This window comes from Fibrobacter sp. UWR4 (assembly GCF_003149045.1).
Taxonomy (GTDB): domain Bacteria; phylum Fibrobacterota; class Fibrobacteria; order Fibrobacterales; family Fibrobacteraceae; genus Fibrobacter.
Genome location: NZ_QGDU01000021.1, coordinates 1 through 22997, shown reverse-complemented (window position 1 = coordinate 22997; position 22997 = coordinate 1). Strand labels below are relative to the sequence as shown.

The following is a 22997-nucleotide window of genomic DNA, read 5'->3' as shown; positions in this document are numbered from 1 at the left end:
GGACAACTCCCTAAATAATTCCGTCCTTAAACTGTTCGTAAAGGGCAGGCAGCAGGGACTGAATTTCCATAAAGGCATCCACAACTGCAGGGTCAAACTGCGTACCGCGACCACTCTGAATTTCGGCAGCGGCAACTTCATGAGGGTACGGTTCCTTGTAGGGTCTACGGGAAACCAGGGCATCATAGACGTCAGCAACTGCCATCAGTCTTGCGCCAACAGGGATTTCATTTCCCTTGATTCCATTAGGATAGCCCTTGCCATCCCAACGTTCATGGTGATTCAAAATTATATCCGCAGCAATCTTTATCAAAGGATGATTCGTCAACTCACGGGTAGCATTGTACACCACGTCGTATCCCATCTGGGGATGCTTACTCATGATTTCACGTTCTTCGTCCGTAAGCCTTGCTGGCTTATGGAGAATTTCATCAGGAATACCCACCTTGCCAATATCGTGCAAGGGAGCTGCGGTTGCATAAAAGTCAATGTATTCCTTGCTAGGAATAGCGGCGCTAAAATCAGGATGGTTCTTCAGTCTTTCAGCAAGCATCTGGACAAGAACCTGAGTGCGCTTAATGTGTTCGCCCGTATCCGTATCACGATATTCAGAAAGGGCACCAAGGCTGGTCAGCAGGACCTTCAAAGTCTTGCGAAGATCTCGAGTCTTTTCATCCACTAGTTCGTGGAGATGATCACGTTGGTGCTTGAATTCCAGCTGGTTCTTGATACGAAGGCGAACAAGATCCGGATTAAAGGGTTTGACAATGTAGTCCACTGCACCAAGGTCCAAGCCAGTCTGTTCACTCTTGGCGTCAGCCTTTGCAGTCAGGAAAATGACCGGAGTATCGTCCACAAGGCCCCGGGCCTTCATCTGGCGGAGGGTTTCGTAGCCATCCATCTCCGGCATCATCACATCCAGGAGAATAAGATCCGGTTTTACCTTTTCGGTCAGGAGCAAGCCCTTCTTTCCGTTGAGGGCCACATACATGTCGTACTCACCGCACAAGATACCTTCCAACACTTCAATGTTGGTTTTCGTATCGTCAATAACGAGAATCTTAGCGAATGAGCTATCCATGCCCCTAATATATGTTATGATTTTGGAATGGGACAATTTATTTTATTCCAATTTGGAACAAAAATCGCCTTTTTTCGTCAAAAAACACAAATGAGAAAGTTTTTTTTAAGAAACGGATGTGATATAGAACACACTCCATCCATTTTTTTAGACAAACCTAGAGGTCTTTATAAAGGCATTTAAGGAATCCGCATAATTCCAGATTCCACCCAGCAGGGAAACACCAGAAACAGGAAGTTTCTTGGCCTCGGAAAGATTATCCTGATCAAAGCCCCCAAAGACAATAAGCGGGACTCTTCCACCTAATTCAGACATTTCCTCAGCCAATTTTTCTAGTGACTCGGCACGATCTGCCAGAGTTTTTACAGGCTCTAAGGCAGAAAATGGCTGAAAAACAGGTCCTACAAGGGCTCCTGCCACCCAGTCAGGTAAATCCTTCACCTGTTCTAGGGATCGGCAGAAGGCAATGCAGTTCACACGTTTCCAGGACTCGGGAACCTCCCTCATGAAGGAACCTGCTTCTGCCACACAGCCACGGACATCCAGCTGTTCCGCCGTATCGGGAGTACCCCACACCCAAATCCGTTCACGATATTCCATGGGCAAGGAAAGCAGCCAGCGCTCATAGTCATCGGCGGTTCCGCGACGCTTCTTAAGGATAAGACGAGAAAGCCCCCGCTTAAACATTTCCTCAATATCGTCATATTCACCGGCAAAGTCATCCGGACAGGTGGTCAAGTACAATTTCAGCATAAATTACAAAGTAATACTTTTGTGTTATCGAGGTGAATATTAGAAAAAGTTATATTTCCCATCCGAAAAAAGCACACTTTAAAGGAGGAAAGTGCATGTTCAAGAGAACTCTTGAAATAATGGCAATCTCTAGCCTTCTGGCATCCGCAGCATGGGCAGACCAGAAGGATAACATGAACTTGAAAGTTCACGCCAACGAATGTATCCAGAAACTCACCGTCCTGGCATTGCCCCAATATGCCCCCGAGCAGTACCTTAAGGCAGACTATCAAAATGACAGTCTTGTTATCCATTTCGACGAAAACCACACTGCAGAGGTAAAGGGTATTCTTGAAAAGTGGACGGAAGAATGTTCCGATCTTTTTGACAAGGACGTCTATTCTCCTGGATTTTTCACCAATTCTCCCCTAATGGATATTGTGAAGGCAGAATCCGAGAAGCAGGCAAGACAGAGAACCGAAGCCTTTGGAAATGACAGCCTGACGAAAATCAAGAATGAAGTGGAAGAGATTGCAGGAAACTTCAGTTTTGTATTTCGTTACGGAGTTCTGGAGTCCATCAATATCAACCCGAGAAAAGGCAAGAGATTCCAGTTTGTAAACGATGGCACCGCCTTGATCTGGGGAGGCAACGGAATTCTCCATAGCATTTCCAGAAAAAGCGCTCTTCTCCAGGAAGACTCCATCATCGTCCATTCCGGATATGAAATCAAAGATTTCGTCCGCGATGGCCACGGATTCAAGGAATTTACAAGACCCTGGAGTCAAGTGGTCACCAAGGAAGAATACCCGTCCCTGAACGAATCCGCCAAGAATGGAAAATTCGAATACGATCAGGAAGCGTACTCCGCAATGCCCTGGGGAACAGTTGCCCACAACAAAAAAATTGAGCTGATCGGTACAGTCGGCCTTAATATCGGCTACCTGACAGACAACTACCTGGAAGACAGCAAGGCATTCCGTGACTCCTCTGCAATCATTGAAGGCCTCCTCGAAATGGGCGTCAACTGGGAAGTATCTCTTGGATTAGTCCGTTGTTCCGCCACAAGTGGCACCTGTCTTGGATTTGGCGCAGGCTACGGAGCATACGTTTGGGCGACAGCAGGTAAAGAAAAGGAAAACCGCTGGAGTTATTCTGACGACGATACCGAAGAAGCAGAAACCAAGCTGATTCACGGAGTTAAACTGTTTGGCGAATACTATATGAAGAGCAAAACACCCTATGGTTTTCGCGAAGCTATTACAATTCCGGTCAATGAAAGCATGAAGTACATTGAATCCAAGACTTCCCTGTTTGTGGACTCCGGAATCAACCGATTTGAACTGGGTCTTGCAATTTCTCCCATCCAGTTCATTCCCGCTTTGTTCTTCAACATTGGTATTAATTTTAATACAAACAGTTTCTAAAACACAAACAAATGAACAATCATCCATTTTTTAATTTAGCAGGAAAGCTTTTAACAGCTTTCCTTCTTTTCTCGTTGTACGGATGTTCCAACATACAAGTGGCCAAGGCATTTACGTTTTTCAGCATTCTTGATGAGCAAGGCAAAGTCATGCCTTACATAGAGCCTCAAGACCAAGAAAACCGCGCACTCATGGGAGATGTGGAAAATTTAAGTGCAGAGCTATTTCATATCGATTCCGCCGGTGCAGAACATCTTAAAGCATCCTTTTTCAAGGTCTGGAACAAGGACAAGGTAGAAACCGAGTGGAACGTGAAGGATTCGCTGGGCAAAGTACTTATCAGCAGAAAGAGTATACTGGATGACGACGGACGTTTGTTACGTAGGGAAGCTTATACGAAAAAGATTTATTCCGTCATCACTAGCTCCCAGAAAAAAGAAGACGGAGGTACCCGCTGGTATTATACCAGGCAGGACACATCCTCAGCGATCTATAAAATCAGTTTTCTCGTAGATGAAACCGGCAAAACACAGGATCTGAGGGTTATTTATCCCTTCGCCCACAAGCTGGAACGAATCTATAACGAACAACACAACATTTCTTCCATCCAGATTGAAGGTCAATACCACGGGAAAGATGCGGTTTCCTTCACATATGATTCTGACGGCAAGAAAGTGAAGGAAAGAAGCGTATCCTACAACGGAAAGCTTTATTCTTACGAGTCCATCCAGCGAAATCAAGACGGAAAAATTGTGGACCTGGTTTATTCCAGCGACATTAGCGACACTCAGGAACATACTCAATACGAATACGGCGAGGACGGTCGAGTTTCCAAAATCATATCTGGAGGATTCACCAAATTCCTGAAATATGAAGACGGAAAGCTAGTTCGTGAAGAATACTACGACTACGCAGGAAATTTACATGCGGTCACCCGCATTACCACTGATGATTTCGGGAATGTTATAGAAAGTGTCTATTCTAGGAAGGATCCTAAAACAAAAGAATTCAAGGAATACCAGAAATACAAGTACCAAATCAGATATTACCAGTAAGACATATTGCAATTTTTTCTATCTTGCGCGCCATATGAAGAACTTTTACGTTACTACTCCGATTTACTATGTGAATGACGCACCCCATATCGGTCATTCCTACACCACCGTCCTTGCAGACATTCTCACTCGCTTCCACAAGATTCTCGGCTACCAGACCTACTTTTTGACTGGTACCGACGAACACGGCCAGAAGGTGCAGCGTGCTGCTGCCAAGCGCGAAGTGACTCCGCAGGAACACGTGGACGAATACTACCACCGTTTCGAAGATTTGTGGAAGAAGATGGGCATCTGCAACGACTTCTTCATCCGCACCACCTATCCCGAACACAAGGCTTACGTGCAGGAATGCCTGCAGAAGCTGTGGGACAAGGGCGAAATCTATTCCAAGGAATACGAAGGCTGGTACTCTGTCGGCGAAGAACGTTTCTTCTCCGAAGACGAACTGGACGAAAACAAGTGCGACCCCATTAGCCACCGCCCGGTGGAATGGCTGAAGGAAAAGAACTACTTCTTCAAGATGAGCAAGTATCAGCAGCAGCTCATCGACCACTTGAACACCAACCCGGACTGGATTGTTCCCGACTACCGTCGTAACGAAATCCTGGGCTTCTTGCGTCAACCGCTGAACGACCTCTGCATTAGCCGCCCGAAGGCTCGCCTCTCCTGGGGTATCCCTCTGCCTTTCGACACGGACTACGTGACCTACGTCTGGTTCGACGCTCTGCTTAACTATGTGAGCGCCTCTACCGCATTCCACAAGACTTATGCCGATGGCACTCCCATCTGGCCCGCCACCTACCACCTGATCGGTAAGGACATTCTTACCACTCATAGCGTGTACTGGCCCACTATGCTCATGGCTCTGGACATTCCTCTGCCCAAGCACATCCTGGCTCACGGCTGGTGGCTGGTGAACGGCGGCGAAAAGATGAGTAAGTCTGCCGGTAACGTTGTGAAGCCCATGGATTACATGGAAAAGTACGGCAACGACGCTTTCCGTTACTACTTGGCACGCGAAATGGTGGTTGGCCAGGACGCAAACTTCACCCACGATTCCTTTGTCCGTCGCATTAACGCCGACCTGGCAAACGACCTGGGCAACGTTCTGAATCGCGTCCACAAGCTGGTGCTTACCAACTTCGAAGGCAAGCTGCCCGCAGCTGTTACTATGGATGACGCCGCCAACGACGTAATGAACTTGGCCAAGAAGGTCATCGAAGACATTAAGCAGGACCTGCCCCAGGCTCGCCTGTCCCAGTCCATCGAAAACATCATGAGCCTTGTCCGTAGCATCAACCGCTACTTCGAAATCAAGGCTCCCTGGAAGCTGGCCAAGGACCCGGCTCTCAAGGATGAACTGGCTACCGTTCTTTACGTGGCCGCAGAAGCCGTACGCCTCAGCCTTTGCATGCTGTGGCCGGTGATCCCCACCAAGGCAGAAGAAGGCCTGACCATGCTGGGCACCAAGTTCGAAAGTGCCGAAGATCTGGTCTGGGGTCTGTTGAAGGGTGGCGAAGTCTTCGGCGAAGGCAAGCCCCTGTTCCCCCGCATCGACGAAGAAGTGAATCCCCAGCAGCAACAGCAGCAGGCCAAGCCCAAGCAGAACAAGCCCCTGACCGCTGCCGATGTTCCTGCCGCCATGGACCTTCGCGCAGCAAAGATCGTGGAAGTGGCAGACCATCCGGATGCAACTTCCCTCTATGTTCTGAAGGTGGACGCAGGCGAAGGCGAACTCCGCACCGTTTGTTCAGGCCTGAAGGCTAGCTACGAAGCTTCTGAACTGAAGGACCGCATGATTCTTTTGTTCGCAAACCTGAAGCCCGCACCCCTTCGCGGTATCATGAGCGCAGGTATGCTCTTCGCAGGCGACCTGGAACCGGAAACCCACAAGTGCCGCCTGGTGGCCGTACCTGAAGGAGCAAAGCCCGGTGACCGCGCTTTGTTCAAGGGAGTCTCTCCCAGCGAACCGCGCGAACTGAAGCTGAAGGATTTCGACAAGATCGCTCTCTCCGTCAAGAACGGCGAAGTGTTCTGCACTGCAGGCGAAGGCGCTGCACCCATCGCGCTGGAAATCGGCGGCAAGGCCGTGACCTGCGACGTTCCGGAAGGAAACGGAGTGCATTAACGCTAGATTCTCGCCTTCGCGAGAATGACAATTCAAAAAAGGCCCGCTTCAAAGCGGGTCTTTTTTTCGATTCAGATTACTCTGAGCAGCTCGCATCAAGATGACACAAAGCCCCTGCCGCCATAAAAGGCGCTGCTTTCAACATCACACGAAAAGCGGTCCTTCGTTCCCGATCCATGTCCTTTTCATGAGGATCTCGCCTGTCCTTTTTGCGTTCCTTCATTTTCTGTTCACGGTCCCAGCTTTCTTCAGTGATGGGACAGTCATCGGTACAGCTAATCTCTTTTACGGGCTTCTGCACAGCCTCTGGAATTTCGGGAATCCAGCAGTAGCGCTTTTCCTTTTTCTTTTTGCGTCCCTGGACAACGGTCGTCTTGCAATACATGGCAAGAGAGTCTTTGCCTATGTAAAACTTATCCGCCCCTACCGTATCGTCCGCGGCAACATTAAATCCAAGGCCAGTGCTTTGTGACTCGACGATTTGAGGATTCTTGTCGAAACGGACAGGTCCATCAAGATTTGGATTAGCCAAAGAATCCGACTGGACAGGCAACAGCACAAGCTGAGCATGGCTATTCATGGCAAAGCAGAACAGGCCCGCAAATAAACCAAGGAATTTATAGGAAGGACATTTCATAAGCTAACCCCGATAGCTCTAATATAGGCATTTTTTTTGTTAATTCATGACGCAGCGGATATAGAGCTTGCTAGTCTTTGTCTTGTTTGTGGAACTGCAATAGCCGTCGCTGTAACAATAAAGCACATCTGCGAAATAGGAATATTCAGAGCTGTTACTACTTTCTGTAGAGGTCCAGAAATAGGCCTTATAACCCACATCGTTGTAGGAATCATAAAGATAGTCGTCGTAGTAGCCGCCCCGCTGATTATTAAAATACTTTTGGTAGCTTGCGAAACTTCCGAATAGGTGGCTTATGAGCGTATCCCTTTCCTGCCTACTAGGCAAATGAGATCCCTCGGGGCATAAGCCCTGCTGAAAATCTTCGTATTGCTCATAATAGAAATCTTCGTACTCCGGCGAAATCCCCATGGCCTCGGTCCAAGTATAGAGACTGCCGTACTTTTCGCAATTGGATAACAACCCCTGAGCACAATGTTTCTCATCATTATGCAGGTAGAGATTTTTAGTGGACCACCAAAGTTCTCCAACCTGAACAAAATCAAGAGTTTGATTACCGACGGTAAGACTGCGAAATTCCTCAGCAATTTCTTCCTCGGATTCCACAAGGCTGCAGGCCCCAAGTGAAAAAGCCATTACGAAAAGAGAAAATAAAAGAGCAGAAAATTTTTTCATCGTCATATTTTTTCAGCAATTCTCATTATGCAATCTAGTTAGAAGGCTTTTCATTCATCACACAACGAATGTAAAGTCCCACGTCCTTTCGAATCTGGGAAAGTTTATAACCATTCTGCGTTGAGTATTGAAATGTTCCGCCATATAAGGCAGGTTTGTCGTCATCGTCATTCAAGTCAATTTCAGTAGAACTCCAAAAATAGACACTATTTCCAATATCTGCCGATATATGATTTCCCCAATAATCTACATCCAGATAGCCCCCAAGTTGGTTGGTGAAATACTTCACATATTTTTCATTGAGATATAGAAAATCAGTAAGTTTTTTCCACTCTTCATAGCTTGGAAGATGCGAACCAGCGGGACAAGCATTTAAGGCTTCTTCCCAGAAGAACAGACGGCCAAACTTTTCGCAGTATCTTGACAGTCCCACCATACATCGCTCTTCGCCAGACCCCACATTCAAATTCTCTTTCATCCAGAGTTGATCTCCAACCTGGACGAATTCAATTGTTTCGCCCATATACTTCAAAGTGCGAGGCAGTTCCACAACATGTTCATCAGGATCCAGCAAATCACAAGCGGATAACAAAAACAACGCGCTAAAAAGCGCCAAAAGATGCTTTTTCATCTACAAATAGTCCCTCATAAGAAAGCCCCTTAGAAATAATATAGGCATTTGATGGTAAAAAAAATCAAAAAACATCAAAATTATACCTATATTAAAAACAAGATGCCCAAATCCGTAAAAGACATACAGAAGTTAAGCTTCCTGACAAACACGATCCTTCTGGTCCTCGTGATTTTGATGATGATTGTATATTACGTCATCGGAGCGACGTTCCTTGCCTATTACTCGATTTTTGTCGCCATCGTCTACCTCGCCCATTATTTACTCATCCGCAAATACCAGTTTATTAAGGCCACATGGTCCATTTATCTGCAGATGACCGTATACATGGCCATCTGTACCATCCATCTGGGCTACGATTACGGATTTCAGCTTTATTCCTTATCGACCATTCCCCTCATCTACTACATCAAGTACATGCAGACCAAATTTGGCGGAGAAGACCCCAAGCCAAACCTCTGCTCCATCATCATCGTTCTGTCCTGTTTGCTATCCTCCCTGTATTCCGTCAAGAACGGTCCGATTTATCGCATTGAGGGGATCCCCACCCTGCTGTTCCTGGGAATCAATATTACAAGCGTCAGCTTTTTCCTGATCAGTTTTGCCCGTGTTACCACAGGCATGATTATCGACTCAGAAAAGAAGCTCATGAAGCAGGCCGACTTTGATGCATTGACCGGTCTTGCCAACAGATATTACATGACGTCCCATCTTGAGGAATCTACAGCCCCGAACGTGGAACACGATTCCATGTGGATCGCCATGATTGACGTAGATTATTTCAAGAAGATTAACGACACCTACGGTCACGCCGTTGGCGACCAGGTCCTTATGATCCTTGGAAACATGATGAAGAAGATCTGCAAGGACTGCACCATCAGCCGCTGGGGCGGTGAAGAATTCCTGGTTAGCGGGGACGAAAAGATCGTTCCACCAAGCATCATGGAAACATTGCTAGAACAAATTCGAAACAGGGTGGTTCGTTCCGAAAACGAAACTTTCCACTTTACTATTTCTGTAGGCATCTCCAAATATCATCCAGACCTAAGCATAGATGCCTGGATTAAAGACGCCGACAAGAAACTTTACGAAGCAAAGAACAACGGAAGAAACCAGATTGTATTCTAGCCGAGGCGATCTGTCATGCACCTTGTGCAATGAATATAGTAGCATACGCTCCCCTCTTATTAAACTCCTGCATAGTCCACTAATAAAAACTACTTTCTTCTGTAGTTTCAAAATCGGGATTCCAATGAATTTAAAACAAGTCCATCACATTGCCATCATCGGCAGTAATTACGAGAAGTCCAAGCATTTTTATGTGGACCTTTTAGGATTTAAAATCATCCGCGAGAACTATCGTGCAGAACGTGGAGACTACAAGATTGACCTGCAGTTGGATGGCATGGAGTTGGAATTGTTCATCATTCCAGGAAGGCCGCCCCGCCCCAGCTACCCCGAGGCAAACGGACTTCGCCACTTGGCGTTCCGAGTGGATTCCGTAGAAGAAACTGTTCGTGAACTGAACGCCAAAGGAATCGAAACTGAACCGATCCGTATAGATGATTACACGGGAAAAAAGATGACTTTCTTCAGCGATCCCGACGACCTGCCCCTAGAAATCCACGAATAACGCATTTTATATTATTTAAGGTATGCGTTACTTACTGATATCCGTAACGATTTTGCTCCTGCTGACGGGATGCACCATGCACCCGCCTAGCACAGCTGCGTTCATGGATGCAATGGAATCTTCCTACGAAACCCATCATTCTGTACGAGCGGAATATTCCCAGTACGATAAAAAAGAGGATGGATGGGACTCCCCCGTAGCGTACGACTTTTTGAAATCCAGCAACGGCACCGTGTGGGGATTCGGATTTCAGCCCTCCCCCTACATAACATTCGGTACCGGCAACGATTATGCAGCTGTTCGAGGCTGGTTATCCATGCCGTGGGCATTAGGAATCGCCGTCATTGTTTGCCCAGTATGTTTTATCGACACGGACGATGATGACGAAGAATACGACGACTACTGGAGTGATATTGATGACGAGAAAAAAGACGTTGATTATGTCGGCGCTATAGAAGATTTATTTGGCGCATTCGCAGGCGGCATATCCATCATTCAGCAGTTACCCATTGGGGATGTATTCCGTATAGGTGTAGAAGAATACATTACCAGGAACGTCTGGATTCCAAGAAGGGATAACGAAGAAAAATCCACCCTGGAAGCAGGTTTCGGAGCATACATCAACTTTAGATTTGAAAATTTCTCTGTAGGCATTGACGCACATTACGGGTTCCTGGATTTTAATCCAAATCGGGAACGTTTTGCAATTTCTGCCAATGTAAGCCTTCGTCGGAAAACACAACATTGAAAATCTGCTGACAAAAGCTATTTTTTGAACCATTATGAAACAAGTTACGGAAAACCTTGAAAAAACCGACGCAGGCATCAACGATTTTGATATCGGTGCAAAGCGTGACCCATTCTCCCCACTGGTAATTATTGCAGGCCTCATGGTCGCCTGCTATCTCACCTCCAACGTGATGGCAGTAAAACTGCTGTCCGTTTGCGGCATCACCGTCTTTGACGCAGGAACCATCACCTTCCCTCTTGCCTATATGCTGGGGGACGTACTTACGGAAATCTGGGGATTTAAAACCGCACGCAAGGTCATCTGGCTCACCTTCTTCTGCCAGGTATTCATGGCAGTGTTCACCTTCATCGGAACCACCCTCCCCTATCCGGACTTTACGGAAGAAACCGCCAGCGCCTACTCCACCATTTTCAGCTTTGTCCCTAGAATTACGGTTGCATCCCTAATTGCATTCCTGCTGGGTGAATTGACCAACGCCTGGACCATGGTAAAAATCCGCGAAAAGACAGGCCGAAAGCTCCTGTGGGTAAGAACCATCGGTTCCTCTGTTTTCGGATACATTGTAGACACGTCTATTTTCGTACTGATTGCCTTTGCAGGTACCGTTCCTACAGAAGATTTGATCAGCATGATCGTGGTGCAATTCCCAGGTAAACTTGCAATCGAAGCAATCTGCGCAACACCTATTGCATACGCCCTCATTAACTGGTTGAGAAAGCGTTTCAACGCCATGGAAAGCAAGCAGGAACTGGTTCTTGACTCCATCACGGAAACGCTCAATGACCTTCGCAACGAGAACGAAATCAGCAACCGCCCATAACCTTCATCCTTCACTAATCACTAGTTCAAGGGTTCGCTTCGCTTGAGGTATGAGGTCGGAGTTTCGCTCCTAGAGGTTAATGATAATTCATTCTACATCCTTCATTCTTTCTCATAATTATCAATCCTTAACCATCAATCCTTAACCATGATAAACACCACCCTCTGTTACATCGAGCAGGATAACAAGTACCTGCTGCTCCATCGCGTCAAGAAGAAGAACGATATCAATAAGGACAAGTGGATTGGCATCGGCGGAAAGTTCGAGGAGTGGGAATCTCCTGAGGATTGCATCAAGCGCGAAGCTCTGGAAGAAACGGGTCTAACCTTAATTAAACCCAAGTACCGCGGCATCGTGACCTTCATTAGCGACGGGATGGACCAGACCGAGTTCATGCATCTGTTTACCGCCACACAGTGGACTGGCGACCTAAAGGAATGCGACGAAGGCAATCTGGAATGGGTACCTAAGGCAGACGTGATTAAATTACCCCACTGGGACGGGGACTTGATTTTCTTGGCCTTGCTGGAACGGGGGGAACCCTTCTTCAGCCTGAAGCTAACTTATAAGGGAAGCACCTTGACCGAGGCTCTTTTAAATGAAGAACCCGTGAAGGTGGAAGATTTTACCACTTAGCTAACGCATTCGTGATAATCAGGTCCTGAAGTTTTTCGATGGCGCGTTTCTGACCGTGACGGTCTTCCGTTTCGTTAGCCTGAACATCATAAGTCCCTTCTGCAGAAAGGGACTTATTTTCATAAATAATGCGTTCCTTTACATTATCATAGAACTTGACACCTACACGGATCGTCACGCGATAAGTTTCCACATCGCTATTGCTGTTATAATCCATGGGCTTATTGGTATAGGACAGCAAAGTAATTTCAAAATCGGAGTGGGCTTCGCCGTTCACCACTCGGACACCGCCCGCATTTTTCTTGAACATATCCAGAACGGCGGCACGAATATCATTGGCAAGAACAGCATCCATAGTCTTATCATCCACCTCGTGGATGTTCACCGTCTTGATATGGCTGGGAAGCGTACTGGCAGTAAAACTGTAACAGCCCGAGAGGAATGTTACACACAAGGCAAGAAACACGAACAGCAAGGCTTGAGATGTTCTCAACGATTTAAGCATGTCCGAATATTAGAAATTTTCATTGGTAAAAAGTTTATGTTATCTTTCAATTTGCAGGAATTATAAGCCGATGCAGGCCTACGTCAGCAAGGCTGCTTTAATTGGACTTCAAGGGATTGAATATGGGATTAAAAAGTTTTGTTTTCGTGAGTGCAGCATTTTTGACGATAAATGCACAGGCAATTACAAAAGTCGCCTGCGTCGGCAACAGTATTACAGAAGGCTACGGTCTTAACTGGAACGACAAGAAATATCCCGATCATCTTCAGGAATTTCTCGGCAGCGAATACCAGGTACAAAATTTCGGCAATTCCGGAAAAATGTTCCATAAGGCATCCAGCGAATCCTACTGGAAGCAGGAAACTTTTACTAAGGCATACGATTTCGCTCCTGACATTGTAGTTATTGAGCTGGGCACTAACGACTCCAAGTACTTCCATGACGGAGCAGGCAGTTCCACCGGATTCAACTACTATCCCCAAGACATCAGTAAGGAAGAACTGCAGAAAGATTACGAAGCTCTAATCGACACCTTCGCCCATCAGACGCAGGCGCCCAAAGTTTTCGCAACCCTACAGCCCTACGCCAATAACTGGGACTGGTTCATTACGGACACTGCCATCGTAAACCAGATTAATCCCATCATCAAGGCTGCAGCAACAGCAAAAGGCATTCCTCTTATCGATCTCCACGAACAGTTCAACAAGCCCGAATGGCTGCTAAGCGATAACGTCCACCCTAACGCCACTGGCGCCAAGGAATTGGCCCGAATTATTGCAAGCGCAATTGAGAACAAGGGCAACATTCCTGCTATGGAATCCAGTTCTTCCTCCGAAACAGAATCCAGTTCCTCGGAAAGCACCACCATAATTCAAGGACACTCAACCGTCGCTAAAGCAGGGATACACATCCAGAAAGACATCATTTCCATCGAAAACTACGTAGGTAAAGTTCAGGTGTTTGATTTGAACGGAACGCAGGTGAAACAAGTACAAATCAACGGAACAAGTTCTCTCCGAATAGAACATGCTGGCGCATTCATTGTAAAAGCAGGAACTGTCACAAAAAAGATTCGTCTAGATAGACACAACTGATACCGAAACAAGTTCGGTATGACCAGTCATGCAAAAAGTCCACGGCATTACTGCCATGGACTTTTTTCATAGGCTTTCTTGACGAAATCTACTTTACAGCAAAGATCTTGTTCATATTGCCATTTTTCACAATATACAAGCCCTTGCTCAACTTCATCCCATTCAATTGAGTCTGGACATCACCCATACGGGATTTTTCCAACCTGCAGACAAAAGATCCCTTCATGTTGTACACATTAAAGGTTCCTTCGTTGTTCAACAGGGTTCCCTTGGCAATGGAAGTAGGCTCCTCAATCTTGGTCAGCACCACATTGTCGATGAACACGCTGCCAGTTGCAAGACCTGCATTAATGGAAATACGGCCATTGTCATCGGTAGCTTCCGTCATGGTGAACTGGATTTCATAGGACTTCTTTTCGGTGCTCAGTTCAAAGGTCTTTGCCTCGCCCAGGTAGCTGGTCCACGGGTCGGTATCCTTTTCCAGGTTCACTTCCAAAGATCTTGCCACAGAACCGTAGGCATCGAAAGTCAGCTTGTAGCTCTGGCCCTTTTCGTAGTGCATGCCCTTCTGGATCATCTGGACATCATAGGCATTGGTGCCGGTTTTAGTCACATTGATTTCTGCAGCGCCATCGGTGTGCTTCAGGGAGCCTTCGCCGCTATGGACCGTCAAGTTCCAGCCCGCGAGTTTCAGGGAATCGGAGAAAGTTCCGTTAAACACGGTATCGCGATCCGTGGGAACAACAATCGGTTCGGCAACTCCATCCAGGGAGTAGTTCTTCACAAAGTTCCAGATGTCGGAAACTTCATTCTGGGAAGGCATGTGACCGCGTCCTTCCAGCTTCAAGTGCTTTACGTAGACACCACCATCGCAGGGACCCCAGGTATAGAGGGTTGCCTTGTCACCGGTGTGGGGATAGTTATTCTGGACTTCAGCCTGGGAAGGGCAATTGAACTGCTTACGGTAACTGCCCAGGTTGTTTTCAAGACCACTATAGCCCACCACATCGTCGCCCGTTCCATGGACATGGAAAATAGGAACCGGACGCATGGCAACGCCAGCACCACCCATCAGGTAACCGGAACAAGGTGCGAAAGCAGCAATCCTATCGGCAATTTTACTCATGGCATGGTAGGAGAACATGCCACCCATAGAGAAACCGGAAAGGTACACACGCTTGATGTCAATTTTGTAACCCTTGGCCAATTGGTCAATAATTTGGGTGACCCACTTGGTATCCTGATCGCCGCTAATATCCCAGGTGCTAAATCCCGTACCGCCTCTAAGGTAGGCCACAACAAAGCCTGCAGTATCCGCAACAGCTTCCCAGTGGGTATTCTGCTGCTGGTAATTGGGGTCCTGGTCCATGCCATGCAAGGAAAGAAGCAAGGGGCTGTTGTCTGCAAGGCCGGAAGGCGCCCACACATGGACGTCTCGACCCGAAACAGAGATCTTCTTAAAATCGTTGATGGATTTTCCACCGCCGCCACCCCACTGTGCGAAAGTAAGCGAAACAGCAAGAAGCAGCAATCCGATAATTCTCATTTACCCAACCTTCCTTTAGGCCAACCCTTTTTGGCCTGTTTTATGATGTTACACTCCAAAACATCCTCAATTTAAATCTACGTACAAATTACGGTAGGACGCCTCAAGCACTTCAATAAACGTTGTAAGGTAATACAACAACGGAAATGCGTAAAGATTGAATTACAAAACGTTCCTTACAGGATTTTTTGGAAAACTCTTGTTTTTTTTATGTTTCCGGAGCTGTGACTAATGAACACTTGGCTCTCTGAGCCATAGTGAGAATTGTCCACTTTGTGGAGAACCACCTCCCCCGCGCGGGAACCTTTTACTATCTTTTCTCCTGAAAAATTTTATCTAACCGAGGCATAACATGCTTGACATCAAGAAAATCCGTGAAAATCCGGAATATTACATTGCTGAAACCGAAAAGAAGTATACTACCGTAAGTCTCCGTGATGTTCTCGCCATCGACGAAGAACGCCGCCCCCTCCTCACCGAAGTGGAACGCCTCAAGAGCGAACGTAACGCTCAGTCCAAGCTCATCGGTGAACTGAAGAAGAAGGGCGAAAATGCAGACGCCGCCCAGGCCGCTACCCGCGAACTGGGAAACAAGATCGACGAAATGGACAAGAAGCTGAAGGATCTGGAATACAAGCAGACCGAAATGCTCATGCACGTCCCCAACATCGCTCCCCGCTCCATCGAAGGTAAGGACTCCTCCGACAACAAGGTCGAAAAGGACGGCCCCATTCCCTTCGACTACTACACCAAGAACGATGACTTCGCACGCGTCGACCACAAGACTCTCGGCGAACGCCTTGGCATTTTCGACTTTGAACGTGGCGCAAAGATTTCCGGTTCCGGCTTCCCGGTTTACCGCGGTCTCGGCTCTCGCCTGGAACGCGCCCTCATCCAGTTCTTCCTGGACGAACACCAGAAGGCTGGCTTCGAAGAATTCACTCCGCCGTACCTGGTTACCCGCAACACCATGCGCGGCACCGGTCAGCTCCCCAAGTTCGAAGAAGACATGTACCGCTGCGACAAGGATGACGACCTGTTCCTCATCCCCACTGCAGAAGTTCCGCTGACCAACCTCTACTCCGGCGAAGTCATTCCGGAATCCGAACTGCCGAAGCGCATTTGCGCCTACTCCGCTTGCTTCCGTCGCGAAGCCGGTTCCTACGGTAAGGACACCCGCGGTCTTCTCCGTCTCCACCAGTTCAACAAGGTGGAAATGGTTTACTTCGCTCATCCGGAACACTCCTACGAAGATCACGAAGAACTGACCCGCTTCGGCGAAATGCTCCTGGAAAAGCTTGGCCTCCCCTACCATCGTCTGGCCCTCTGCAAGGGCGACCTGGGTTTCGGTGCAGCAAAGTGCTACGACCTGGAAGTCTACGCTCCTGTAGAAAAGAAGTGGCTGGAAGTTTCTAGCTGCTCCAACTTCGAAGACTACCAGGCACGTCGTGCAAACATCAAGACCAAGATCGGTGGCAAGAACACCTTCGTCCACACCTTGAACGGTTCTGGCCTCGCCACTCCTCGCGTGATGGTTGGCATTTGCGACAACTACCAGCAGAAGGACGGCTCCCTCTTGATTCCTGAAGTTCTGCGTCCGTACATGGGCGGTATGGAAAAGATTGAGCCTAAGAAGTAATTCTTTTCAAGCAGTACAAGCAAACGTTTGTAAGGTAACTTTTACAGACGAGGTTTCGGAAGAAACCTTGTCTTTTTTTTCGAGATAAAATGTTACACACAAGTTAAGTATGAATTTAAGTTTACCATGTTAACTTAAATTATACATATATAATCTCACATCCATTTCTATATTTAGGTTTAGAACATTTTATGGGAGATATCATGAATTTCAAACTTATTGCTCTTACTACCGCAATGACCATGTCCGCAGCAGTCGCTCAGGACTACGAAGACGACGAATACGAAGAAGATTCCGCCCCGGCTGCACAGTCTGCTCCGGCTCAGGAATCTGCACCGGCTGCTCAGGCAACTGCACAGGACGCACCCGTCGCAGCACCCAACGGCGTATTCAACGTTCTCCATGGCAATGCTTACAACATGGTTGGTAACGAAGCTGGCGCTGCTACTATCGGCGGCAACATGCTTTCTCCCTACAAGATGTATGGCAGCAACCTCCTTTATGTTGAACCGTCCGGCGAAAACGCTACCTTGGCACTGACCAAGGGCGGCATCACCTACCTGGCAGCGTTCGACAACACCGCTAGCCTCGGCAACATCACCAAGGGTCTCCCCCAGACTGGTGACTTGGAAAATCTCGGCATCATCACCGTCGGTATGGCATTTGGCGGCATGGGCTTTGCATTGGACTTCGGTCTGGACAAGACTTGGGAAAGCGTAGAAGTTGGTGACAATGAAGAATCCACCTCTACAACCGCCGCAGGCGACGTGATCAACCTGAAGTTCGGTATGAGCCTGGGCGCATTCGACCTGACTGCAAACGCTTACTGGCTTACCTTCAACGAAGAAGTTGATACCGAAACCGACGCTGCAGAAACCGATAACGACTACTGGGATCTGGGCTTGAACGTGAACATTTCCAATGGTCCTTCTGCCAAGACCTTCTTCTGGTCTGTTGGTTTGAACGTTCTCCGCCAGGCTAGCGAAACCATTACCGAAGCTGGCAACACCAAGACTGAAGTTACCCACGATGACGCATTCTTCGAAATTCAGCCCTATGCAAACATTGCATTCCCCGTGCTGAGCTCCGATATGGCACAGGTCTTCATCGGTACCAACACCCGCATTCCGTTCATCTTCTTTGATGAAACCGGTTCCGACAGAAGCTACTTCGGTCTGTACACCACTCCGAACGTTCTCGCAGAAATCACTCTGAACGAAAACTGGATCCTCTATGGTGGCGCAAACTACGACTGGAAGGTCCTGGGTCACTATGGCGAAGAAGTTAAGGCTTCCAAGACCGACGCTTCTCAGTGGTCCATGAAGACCAACGCTCCCATGGCAAACGCTGGTCTCCGTTTCCAGTACAAGAACTTGATTCTTGAAGCATCCATTGCTGATCAGTTGAGCTCTGCTGCATGGGCAGGTCTCGTTGGCAACTTCGGTATGCTCCTGACCTTCTAATAAGGGCTTAAAACGACCTTAATCGGGCGGGCTTCGGCTCGCCCTTTTATTTTTATTTAATTTTGGCTTATGAAGTACAAACCATATCGAGACCTGCTTCTTGAAATTTTTCCGAACTATCTCAAGGTAAGAAAGCTTCCCCTAAATGGAGGCATGAGTTGTCCTAATTTGGATGGCACCAAAGGCTTTTCAGGCTGTAGCTACTGCAACAACCGCAGCTTTAGTCCTGTTTTCGATCAGGCAAAGGTAAGCATTGTTGAACAATTGGAAAAGTTTGTACCCAAGCTTAGAGGCAAATACCCTAATGCGGGCATTCTCGCTTATTTACAGCCTTATACAAACACCCATGCGCCGCTGGATCATTTGAAGGGAATTATCGACCCCATTGTGAAGCATCCCGAAATTGCAGGTCTCGCCATCGGTACACGCCCGGATTGTCTAGAACAAGACAAAGTAGATTATCTAGCTAGCTTAAACAAAAAGAAGCCCATTATTGTAGAAATCGGCCTGCAGACCGCCAACGATTTAACCTTGGCAGGAATCAACCGTAGGCATACTCTCAAGGAATTCGAAGATGCTGTGGCTCGCTGCCAGGCAGCAGGCCTCTGGGTAACCACCCATGTTATCGTCGGCCTTCCTGGTGAAAGCATGGACGATTTCAAGCATACCGCTCAAGTAGTCCGAGATTTGCACTTGGCAGCAGTCAAAATACATCCTCTGCATATTGTGGTGGGGACCGCCATGGCAGAAGATTTCTCCAATGGAGAAATAAAGCTTTTAACATTTGACGAATACTGCAAAGCCGTAGCAGAAATGATCAAGATTATTGGAATGGAAACGGCTATTGAAAGATTCAGCGGGGAAAGCCCCAGTGAACTTTTAATAGCACCGGACTGGTGCGGAGAACGAGACAGGATCATCTCCACCGTAGAGAAAATTCTGAACGGAGAAGACCTGAACAAACCAGAGATTCCATCTTTGTAAGCTCCGTCTTTCTTTCCTTTTTCTATTTTTACGCCTGTAAATTTTTTGAGGAACTTTATAATGTCCAAGAATACAAAGACCGTTAAGGCAGCAGCAAAGTCCGCTGCAAAGAAAGATTCCAAGAAGGGTACACAGACCAACATGTGGACCGGCCGCTTCGCTAGCGGTATGGCTCAGTCCATGGTGGACCTCTCCTTTAGCCTCCACTTCGATGCAGAACTGATCGAAGAAGATATCGAAGGTAGCATCGGTCACGGCAAGGGCCTGGTGGAATCCGGCGTGCTGACCAAGGCTGAATACAAGAAGATTTGCGACGGTCTCAAGACTATTCTGGACGACTATCATGCAGGCAAGAACCTGTGGCAGCCTTCCGACGAAGACATTCACATGGCCGTGGAACGCGTTCTCACCGAACGTATCGGCGCTCTGGGCAAGAAGATTCATACCGGCCGTAGCCGCAATGACCAGGTTTGCACCGACTTTAAGCTGTACATGCGTCATCGCGCTGCAGAAATCCGCTCTCTTGAAATTGAATTGATGGAAGTGGTCCTGGACCTTTCCAAGAAGTACTTCGGCAAGCTGATGCCGGGCTACACCCACCTGCAGCAGGCTCAGCCCATCTACTTCAGCCATTATCTGATGAGCATGTTCTTCGCCGTTTCCCGCGATGTAAAGCGTTTGGACAACTTCCTGGAACTGCACTCTCAGCTGCCCTTGGGCAGCGGTGCTATGGCGGGTTCCGCATTCCCCTACCAGCGTAAGCTCGTAGCTGCAGAACTTGGCTTTAACGATGTGAGCCCCAACTCTATCGACGCCGTAAGCCATCGCGACATGATGCTGGAATTCAACGCTGACCTCGCCATCATCGCAAACACAATGAGCCGTTACGCCGAAGATTTCGTGAACTGGAGCACCAGCGAATTCGGTTTCCTCACCTTGCACGATGCCTTCAGCAGTGGCTCCTCCATGATGCCCCAGAAGAAGAACCCCGACTCCATGGAACTGATCCGCGGCAAGTCTGGTCGTATGCTGGGTAACTTCAGCGCCATGTACACTCTGGTGAAGGGCGCTCCCCTTTCCTACAGCCGAGATTTGCAGGAAGACAAGGAACCGGTATTCGACAGCGTTCACAACGTGAAGGTTATCCTCCGCGTCATGAAGGAAGCTCTGGAATCTGCACGTTTCAACTTCGACAAGATGCAAGCCAAGATGCTGCCGGCGCTGCTGGCTACCGACCTGGCTGACTTGCTGGTGGAAGCAGGCGTTCCCTTCCGCGACGCTCACCACGTTGTGGGTAGCCTTGTGGGCGAAGCCGCTCGCAGCGGCAAGGAATTCACCGAACTGTCCGACGAATCCTGGGCAGCCGCCGGCGTTCCCGATGTGCAGAAGATGAAGAAGACTCTCACCTTCGAATACAGCGTTGGTCGCCGTAACATCGAAGGTGGTACCGGTCCTAAGTCTGTGAAGCAGCAGTTCGTTAAGGCCGAAGCACTGCTTAAGAAGTTTAAGAAGGCATAAAGTGACGCCGTTCGCCACAGTCATGCCGAGGAAGCTCGGCATCGGCTGTAAAAGTTGATGCTGAAACAAGTTTAGCTTGACATCGAAAAAAAAGAAACCGCAGCCATTTGGTTGCGGTTCTTTTTTATTACAAGCGCTTGAATCTAGCGTCGTCAATTACTCAGCGGATTTTGAATCCTTGACGCAGCGGACGGAATAGCCGTTAGACTTGCGAGCAGGCTGACCTTCACCAGAATTGTTGTAGTAATTCAGGAACAAGGCATAGGCTTCACCTTCAATCTTGGAATTTTCCTTGGAAGACCAGAAGTATGCACTGGAATGAAGATCAAAGAAGCCATCCCCATCATAGCCGCCAGCAGGAAGTGCTGAGAATCCGAAGATATCATCGCCCTGTTCCTTCGCCCAGTTATCCATGGAACGCAGAGCATTAGCACCACATGCAAAATTATACAGGCGATAGAAATCATCCGTAGTGGGCAAACGCCAACCTTCGGGGCAAAGATCCATAGCGGTGTTCCAGGAATACAGACGGCCGTACTTAGCACAGGAATCGGCATTATCCTTATAGCACCAGCTATCACCCTTTTCCACGCTCATATTCTCAGCAATCCAGGTAAGATCATCAATATCGACTGTATGGTAATACTTGTCCTCTACCTTAATGGAATCGTACCCAAAGTCAAGGGGAATTTTTCCCGGAGCGACAAAGGACTTTGTCGTATCGAAGACTACACGGTTCGTGTCGATAACACAGCGGATAGACAGGCCGTGGTTCTTATAGTATTCACCATAATCCAGATATTCATTGTCGTAACGTAAGGTCCAGCCAACAGCAGTACCCGCATCACTTTCTACAGAAGACCAGAAAAACAGGAACTTTTCTGCATCCATGTAATCGCCATCGTTATTATGACGTCCACTGGGAGCGGCATTAAAGCCAAAACGGTCCACACCCGTAGAAACAGAATCTACAGATTTCCAGCCAGTTTTCGACTTAAGGCTTCGAGCGACAGATTCCTTTGCATTATGCACATCCACATAATCTCTCAGATTAACCCAATCGTTACGTGAGGGAATGTGCCAGCCTTCGGGACAGACACCTCTTTCATTACAATTAATGCAACCATAGCCAGAGTTAGATGTCAAAGAGGAGGAATCCAAATTGAGTGCTGCAGTCCAGGAGTACAAGCGTCCATACTTGTCGCAGTTTTCCTCTTTATCCTCGTAACACCAGGTATTACCTTTAAGGTTCTTGGACTTGGAGCTATCAGCATACCTGAGATTTTCAGCCATCCATACATTTCCACCAATTACGGCAACACTATACTGGTTTCCGTCACGGCTATCCTTAAAGACAAAATCCTTGATCTTGACACCGTTAAGTTCATAGGCTTCATCAAGTTCAGTCACATGATCAGTGCAGCCACAAAGCAAACCACCAGCAAACATTAATCCAGAAATAAGTTTCTTATTCATAAAACCTCCTAATCTAAGATATAGCTTACAAGAAAGAATACGGAAGCAGCAAAAAAGGCTGAAGCGACAATCGCCTCCGTATTTCTTCGGGAATCATAGTCCTGAATTTTTTCGCGTTGACTCAGATAGGCAGCCTTGCTACTAAAATCAGGATCTTTGAGCAGTTCTTCTGCTTTTGAATCATAATCAATTGCATCCAGAAAACCCAAATATGAAACAGCAACACCAACCGTAGCAAGTACCAGCTGATAATTAAAGCCTTTACCTTTGTGAGAAGCAGAAACACCCACATCAACATCAGTTCCAGCTTCATAAACAATGGGTTGATGGAAGTCCACATGCGGAATACTTTCTTGCGCAAACAGGATTCCTGACAAAACAAAAATAACTGCAATAAAGAACTTCATATTCCTCCCAAATATAAACTCCGCGGATTCTCATCGTCAAGTAAATCCGATCTAGGCTGAAAACAAAAAAAATCCCTAGAAAGTGAATTCTAGGGATGGTTAGGTTTCTAACTTGCGTTTTCGACCAAGAAAAGGACAAGCGATGAGACTTAACCGAGA

22 protein-coding genes are annotated in these 22997 nt (G+C 47.5%); 13 read left to right on the top strand and 9 right to left on the bottom strand.

Annotated elements, in window-relative coordinates; translation table 11 throughout:
- Window positions 1-10: 10 nt before the first annotated feature.
- Together BGX12_RS09875 and BGX12_RS09870 are read right to left on the bottom strand one after the other, a co-directional pair.
- On the bottom strand, window positions 11-1081 hold the full coding sequence (locus tag BGX12_RS09875; protein WP_109735906.1) for an HD domain-containing phosphohydrolase: 1071 nt from the start codon (window positions 1079-1081) through the stop codon (window positions 11-13).
- A 147-nt stretch (window positions 1082-1228) separates the two neighbouring features.
- Entirely contained in the window at window positions 1229-1834 is a 606-nt protein-coding gene (locus BGX12_RS09870; protein ID WP_233246352.1) for a hypothetical protein, read from the bottom strand.
- A 95-nt stretch (window positions 1835-1929) separates the two neighbouring features.
- Here BGX12_RS09870 and BGX12_RS09865 point away from each other — a divergent pair, with 95 nt between their 5' ends.
- The 3 genes from BGX12_RS09865 to metG all read left to right on the top strand — a co-directional run bounded on the left by BGX12_RS09865 (window position 1930) and on the right by metG (window position 6423).
- The gene (locus BGX12_RS09865) at window positions 1930-3240 is read left to right on the top strand and encodes a hypothetical protein (RefSeq protein ID WP_109735905.1); all 1311 of its coding nucleotides are present in this window, start codon (window positions 1930-1932) and stop codon (window positions 3238-3240) included.
- A gap of 200 nt (window positions 3241-3440) precedes the next feature.
- Window positions 3441-4295, top strand: coding sequence for a hypothetical protein (locus tag BGX12_RS09860; protein ID WP_146196306.1), 855 nt, complete (start codon window positions 3441-3443; stop codon window positions 4293-4295).
- A gap of 34 nt (window positions 4296-4329) precedes the next feature.
- Window positions 4330-6423, top strand: a complete 2094-nt coding sequence (gene metG / locus BGX12_RS09855) for a methionine--tRNA ligase (RefSeq protein ID WP_109735903.1) — start codon at window positions 4330-4332, stop codon at window positions 6421-6423.
- A gap of 76 nt (window positions 6424-6499) precedes the next feature.
- On the opposite strand, the gene BGX12_RS09850 is transcribed toward metG, so the two are convergent.
- The 3 genes from BGX12_RS09850 to BGX12_RS09840 all read right to left on the bottom strand — a co-directional run bounded on the left by BGX12_RS09850 (window position 6500) and on the right by BGX12_RS09840 (window position 8366).
- Window positions 6500-7060 carry a hypothetical protein gene (locus BGX12_RS09850; RefSeq protein WP_109735902.1) on the bottom strand — a complete coding sequence of 187 codons (561 nt, stop codon included), beginning with the start codon at window positions 7058-7060 and terminating at the stop codon, window positions 6500-6502.
- A gap of 39 nt (window positions 7061-7099) precedes the next feature.
- The gene (locus tag BGX12_RS09845) at window positions 7100-7696 is read right to left on the bottom strand and encodes an FISUMP domain-containing protein (protein WP_158278220.1); all 597 of its coding nucleotides are present in this window, start codon (window positions 7694-7696) and stop codon (window positions 7100-7102) included.
- Window positions 7697-7769: 73 nt separating this feature from the next.
- The gene (locus BGX12_RS09840; protein WP_109735900.1) at window positions 7770-8366 is read right to left on the bottom strand and encodes an FISUMP domain-containing protein; all 597 of its coding nucleotides are present in this window, start codon (window positions 8364-8366) and stop codon (window positions 7770-7772) included.
- A 102-nt stretch (window positions 8367-8468) separates the two neighbouring features.
- Here BGX12_RS09840 and BGX12_RS09835 point away from each other — a divergent pair, with 102 nt between their 5' ends.
- The 5 genes from BGX12_RS09835 (at window position 8469) to BGX12_RS09815 (ending at window position 12206) form a co-directional block, all read left to right on the top strand.
- Window positions 8469-9494 carry a GGDEF domain-containing protein gene (locus tag BGX12_RS09835; protein ID WP_158278219.1) on the top strand — a complete coding sequence of 342 codons (1026 nt, stop codon included), beginning with the start codon at window positions 8469-8471 and terminating at the stop codon, window positions 9492-9494.
- 124 nt (window positions 9495-9618) lie between these two features.
- Window positions 9619-9999 (top strand): VOC family protein, encoded by a 381-nt coding sequence (locus BGX12_RS09830; RefSeq protein ID WP_109735898.1) that lies wholly within the window; start codon window positions 9619-9621, stop codon window positions 9997-9999.
- A 22-nt stretch (window positions 10000-10021) separates the two neighbouring features.
- Entirely contained in the window at window positions 10022-10747 is a 726-nt protein-coding gene (locus BGX12_RS09825; protein ID WP_111361676.1) for a hypothetical protein, read from the top strand.
- A 34-nt stretch (window positions 10748-10781) separates the two neighbouring features.
- On the top strand, window positions 10782-11570 hold the full coding sequence (locus tag BGX12_RS09820) for a queuosine precursor transporter (RefSeq protein WP_109735896.1): 789 nt from the start codon (window positions 10782-10784) through the stop codon (window positions 11568-11570).
- 147 nt (window positions 11571-11717) lie between these two features.
- Entirely contained in the window at window positions 11718-12206 is a 489-nt protein-coding gene (locus BGX12_RS09815) for an 8-oxo-dGTP diphosphatase (protein WP_109735895.1), read from the top strand.
- On the opposite strand, the gene BGX12_RS09810 is transcribed toward BGX12_RS09815, so the two are convergent.
- The gene (locus tag BGX12_RS09810) at window positions 12196-12711 is read right to left on the bottom strand and encodes an LptE family protein (RefSeq protein ID WP_109735894.1); all 516 of its coding nucleotides are present in this window, start codon (window positions 12709-12711) and stop codon (window positions 12196-12198) included. The genes BGX12_RS09815 and BGX12_RS09810 overlap by 11 nt on opposite strands.
- Before the next feature lie 122 nt (window positions 12712-12833).
- Here BGX12_RS09810 and BGX12_RS09805 point away from each other — a divergent pair, with 122 nt between their 5' ends.
- On the top strand, window positions 12834-13805 hold the full coding sequence (locus BGX12_RS09805) for a GDSL-type esterase/lipase family protein (RefSeq protein ID WP_109735893.1): 972 nt from the start codon (window positions 12834-12836) through the stop codon (window positions 13803-13805).
- An 88-nt stretch (window positions 13806-13893) separates the two neighbouring features.
- Here BGX12_RS09805 and BGX12_RS09800 read toward each other — a convergent pair whose 3' ends face one another.
- Entirely contained in the window at window positions 13894-15351 is a 1458-nt protein-coding gene (locus BGX12_RS09800; protein ID WP_109735892.1) for a carbohydrate binding domain-containing protein, read from the bottom strand.
- 352 nt (window positions 15352-15703) lie between these two features.
- On the opposite strand from BGX12_RS09800, the gene serS reads away from it, so the two are divergent.
- The 4 genes from serS (at window position 15704) to argH (ending at window position 20955) form a co-directional block, all read left to right on the top strand.
- The gene (serS, locus tag BGX12_RS09795) at window positions 15704-16990 is read left to right on the top strand and encodes a serine--tRNA ligase (protein ID WP_109735891.1); all 1287 of its coding nucleotides are present in this window, start codon (window positions 15704-15706) and stop codon (window positions 16988-16990) included.
- Between the two features lie 203 nt (window positions 16991-17193).
- Window positions 17194-18453: a hypothetical protein gene (locus BGX12_RS09790; protein ID WP_146196305.1), complete on the top strand. Its 1260-nt coding sequence runs from the start codon at window positions 17194-17196 to the stop codon at window positions 18451-18453.
- 69 nt (window positions 18454-18522) lie between these two features.
- On the top strand, window positions 18523-19437 hold the full coding sequence (locus BGX12_RS09785) for a TIGR01212 family radical SAM protein (RefSeq protein ID WP_109735889.1): 915 nt from the start codon (window positions 18523-18525) through the stop codon (window positions 19435-19437).
- A gap of 60 nt (window positions 19438-19497) precedes the next feature.
- Window positions 19498-20955, top strand: a complete 1458-nt coding sequence (gene argH / locus BGX12_RS09780; RefSeq protein WP_109735888.1) for an argininosuccinate lyase — start codon at window positions 19498-19500, stop codon at window positions 20953-20955.
- Between the two features lie 156 nt (window positions 20956-21111).
- Here argH and BGX12_RS09775 read toward each other — a convergent pair whose 3' ends face one another.
- Window positions 21112-22431, bottom strand: a complete 1320-nt coding sequence (locus tag BGX12_RS09775) for an FISUMP domain-containing protein (protein WP_109735887.1) — start codon at window positions 22429-22431, stop codon at window positions 21112-21114.
- Window positions 22432-22439: 8 nt separating this feature from the next.
- Window positions 22440-22838, bottom strand: coding sequence for a hypothetical protein (locus tag BGX12_RS09770; protein WP_109735886.1), 399 nt, complete (start codon window positions 22836-22838; stop codon window positions 22440-22442).
- Window positions 22839-22997 lie beyond the last annotated feature (159 nt).

What these genes read in the sequence shown, in the direction of transcription:
- BGX12_RS09840 (WP_109735900.1), bottom strand. Translation starts at nt 8,366, where the DNA reads ATGAAAAAGCATCTTTTGGCGCTTTTTAGCGCGTTGTTTTTGTTATCC.
- BGX12_RS09865 (WP_109735905.1), top strand. Translation starts at nt 1,930, where the DNA reads ATGTTCAAGAGAACTCTTGAAATAATGGCAATCTCTAGCCTTCTGGCA.
- BGX12_RS09800 (WP_109735892.1), bottom strand. Translation starts at nt 15,351, where the DNA reads ATGAGAATTATCGGATTGCTGCTTCTTGCTGTTTCGCTTACTTTCGCA.
- BGX12_RS09875 (WP_109735906.1), bottom strand. Translation starts at nt 1,081, where the DNA reads ATGGATAGCTCATTCGCTAAGATTCTCGTTATTGACGATACGAAAACC.
- BGX12_RS09770 (WP_109735886.1), bottom strand. Translation starts at nt 22,838, where the DNA reads ATGAAGTTCTTTATTGCAGTTATTTTTGTTTTGTCAGGAATCCTGTTT.
- BGX12_RS09805 (WP_109735893.1), top strand. Translation starts at nt 12,834, where the DNA reads ATGGGATTAAAAAGTTTTGTTTTCGTGAGTGCAGCATTTTTGACGATA.
- BGX12_RS09820 (WP_109735896.1), top strand. Translation starts at nt 10,782, where the DNA reads ATGAAACAAGTTACGGAAAACCTTGAAAAAACCGACGCAGGCATCAAC.
- argH (WP_109735888.1), top strand. Translation starts at nt 19,498, where the DNA reads ATGTCCAAGAATACAAAGACCGTTAAGGCAGCAGCAAAGTCCGCTGCA.
- BGX12_RS09810 (WP_109735894.1), bottom strand. Translation starts at nt 12,711, where the DNA reads ATGCTTAAATCGTTGAGAACATCTCAAGCCTTGCTGTTCGTGTTTCTT.
- metG (WP_109735903.1), top strand. Translation starts at nt 4,330, where the DNA reads ATGAAGAACTTTTACGTTACTACTCCGATTTACTATGTGAATGACGCA.
- serS (WP_109735891.1), top strand. Translation starts at nt 15,704, where the DNA reads ATGCTTGACATCAAGAAAATCCGTGAAAATCCGGAATATTACATTGCT.
- BGX12_RS09790 (WP_146196305.1), top strand. Translation starts at nt 17,194, where the DNA reads ATGAATTTCAAACTTATTGCTCTTACTACCGCAATGACCATGTCCGCA.
- BGX12_RS09835 (WP_158278219.1), top strand. Translation starts at nt 8,469, where the DNA reads ATGCCCAAATCCGTAAAAGACATACAGAAGTTAAGCTTCCTGACAAAC.
- BGX12_RS09830 (WP_109735898.1), top strand. Translation starts at nt 9,619, where the DNA reads ATGAATTTAAAACAAGTCCATCACATTGCCATCATCGGCAGTAATTAC.
- BGX12_RS09845 (WP_158278220.1), bottom strand. Translation starts at nt 7,696, where the DNA reads ATGGCTTTTTCACTTGGGGCCTGCAGCCTTGTGGAATCCGAGGAAGAA.
- BGX12_RS09850 (WP_109735902.1), bottom strand. Translation starts at nt 7,060, where the DNA reads ATGAAATGTCCTTCCTATAAATTCCTTGGTTTATTTGCGGGCCTGTTC.
- BGX12_RS09775 (WP_109735887.1), bottom strand. Translation starts at nt 22,431, where the DNA reads ATGAATAAGAAACTTATTTCTGGATTAATGTTTGCTGGTGGTTTGCTT.
- BGX12_RS09815 (WP_109735895.1), top strand. Translation starts at nt 11,718, where the DNA reads ATGATAAACACCACCCTCTGTTACATCGAGCAGGATAACAAGTACCTG.
- BGX12_RS09870 (WP_233246352.1), bottom strand. Translation starts at nt 1,834, where the DNA reads ATGCTGAAATTGTACTTGACCACCTGTCCGGATGACTTTGCCGGTGAA.
- BGX12_RS09785 (WP_109735889.1), top strand. Translation starts at nt 18,523, where the DNA reads ATGAAGTACAAACCATATCGAGACCTGCTTCTTGAAATTTTTCCGAAC.
- BGX12_RS09825 (WP_111361676.1), top strand. Translation starts at nt 10,022, where the DNA reads ATGCGTTACTTACTGATATCCGTAACGATTTTGCTCCTGCTGACGGGA.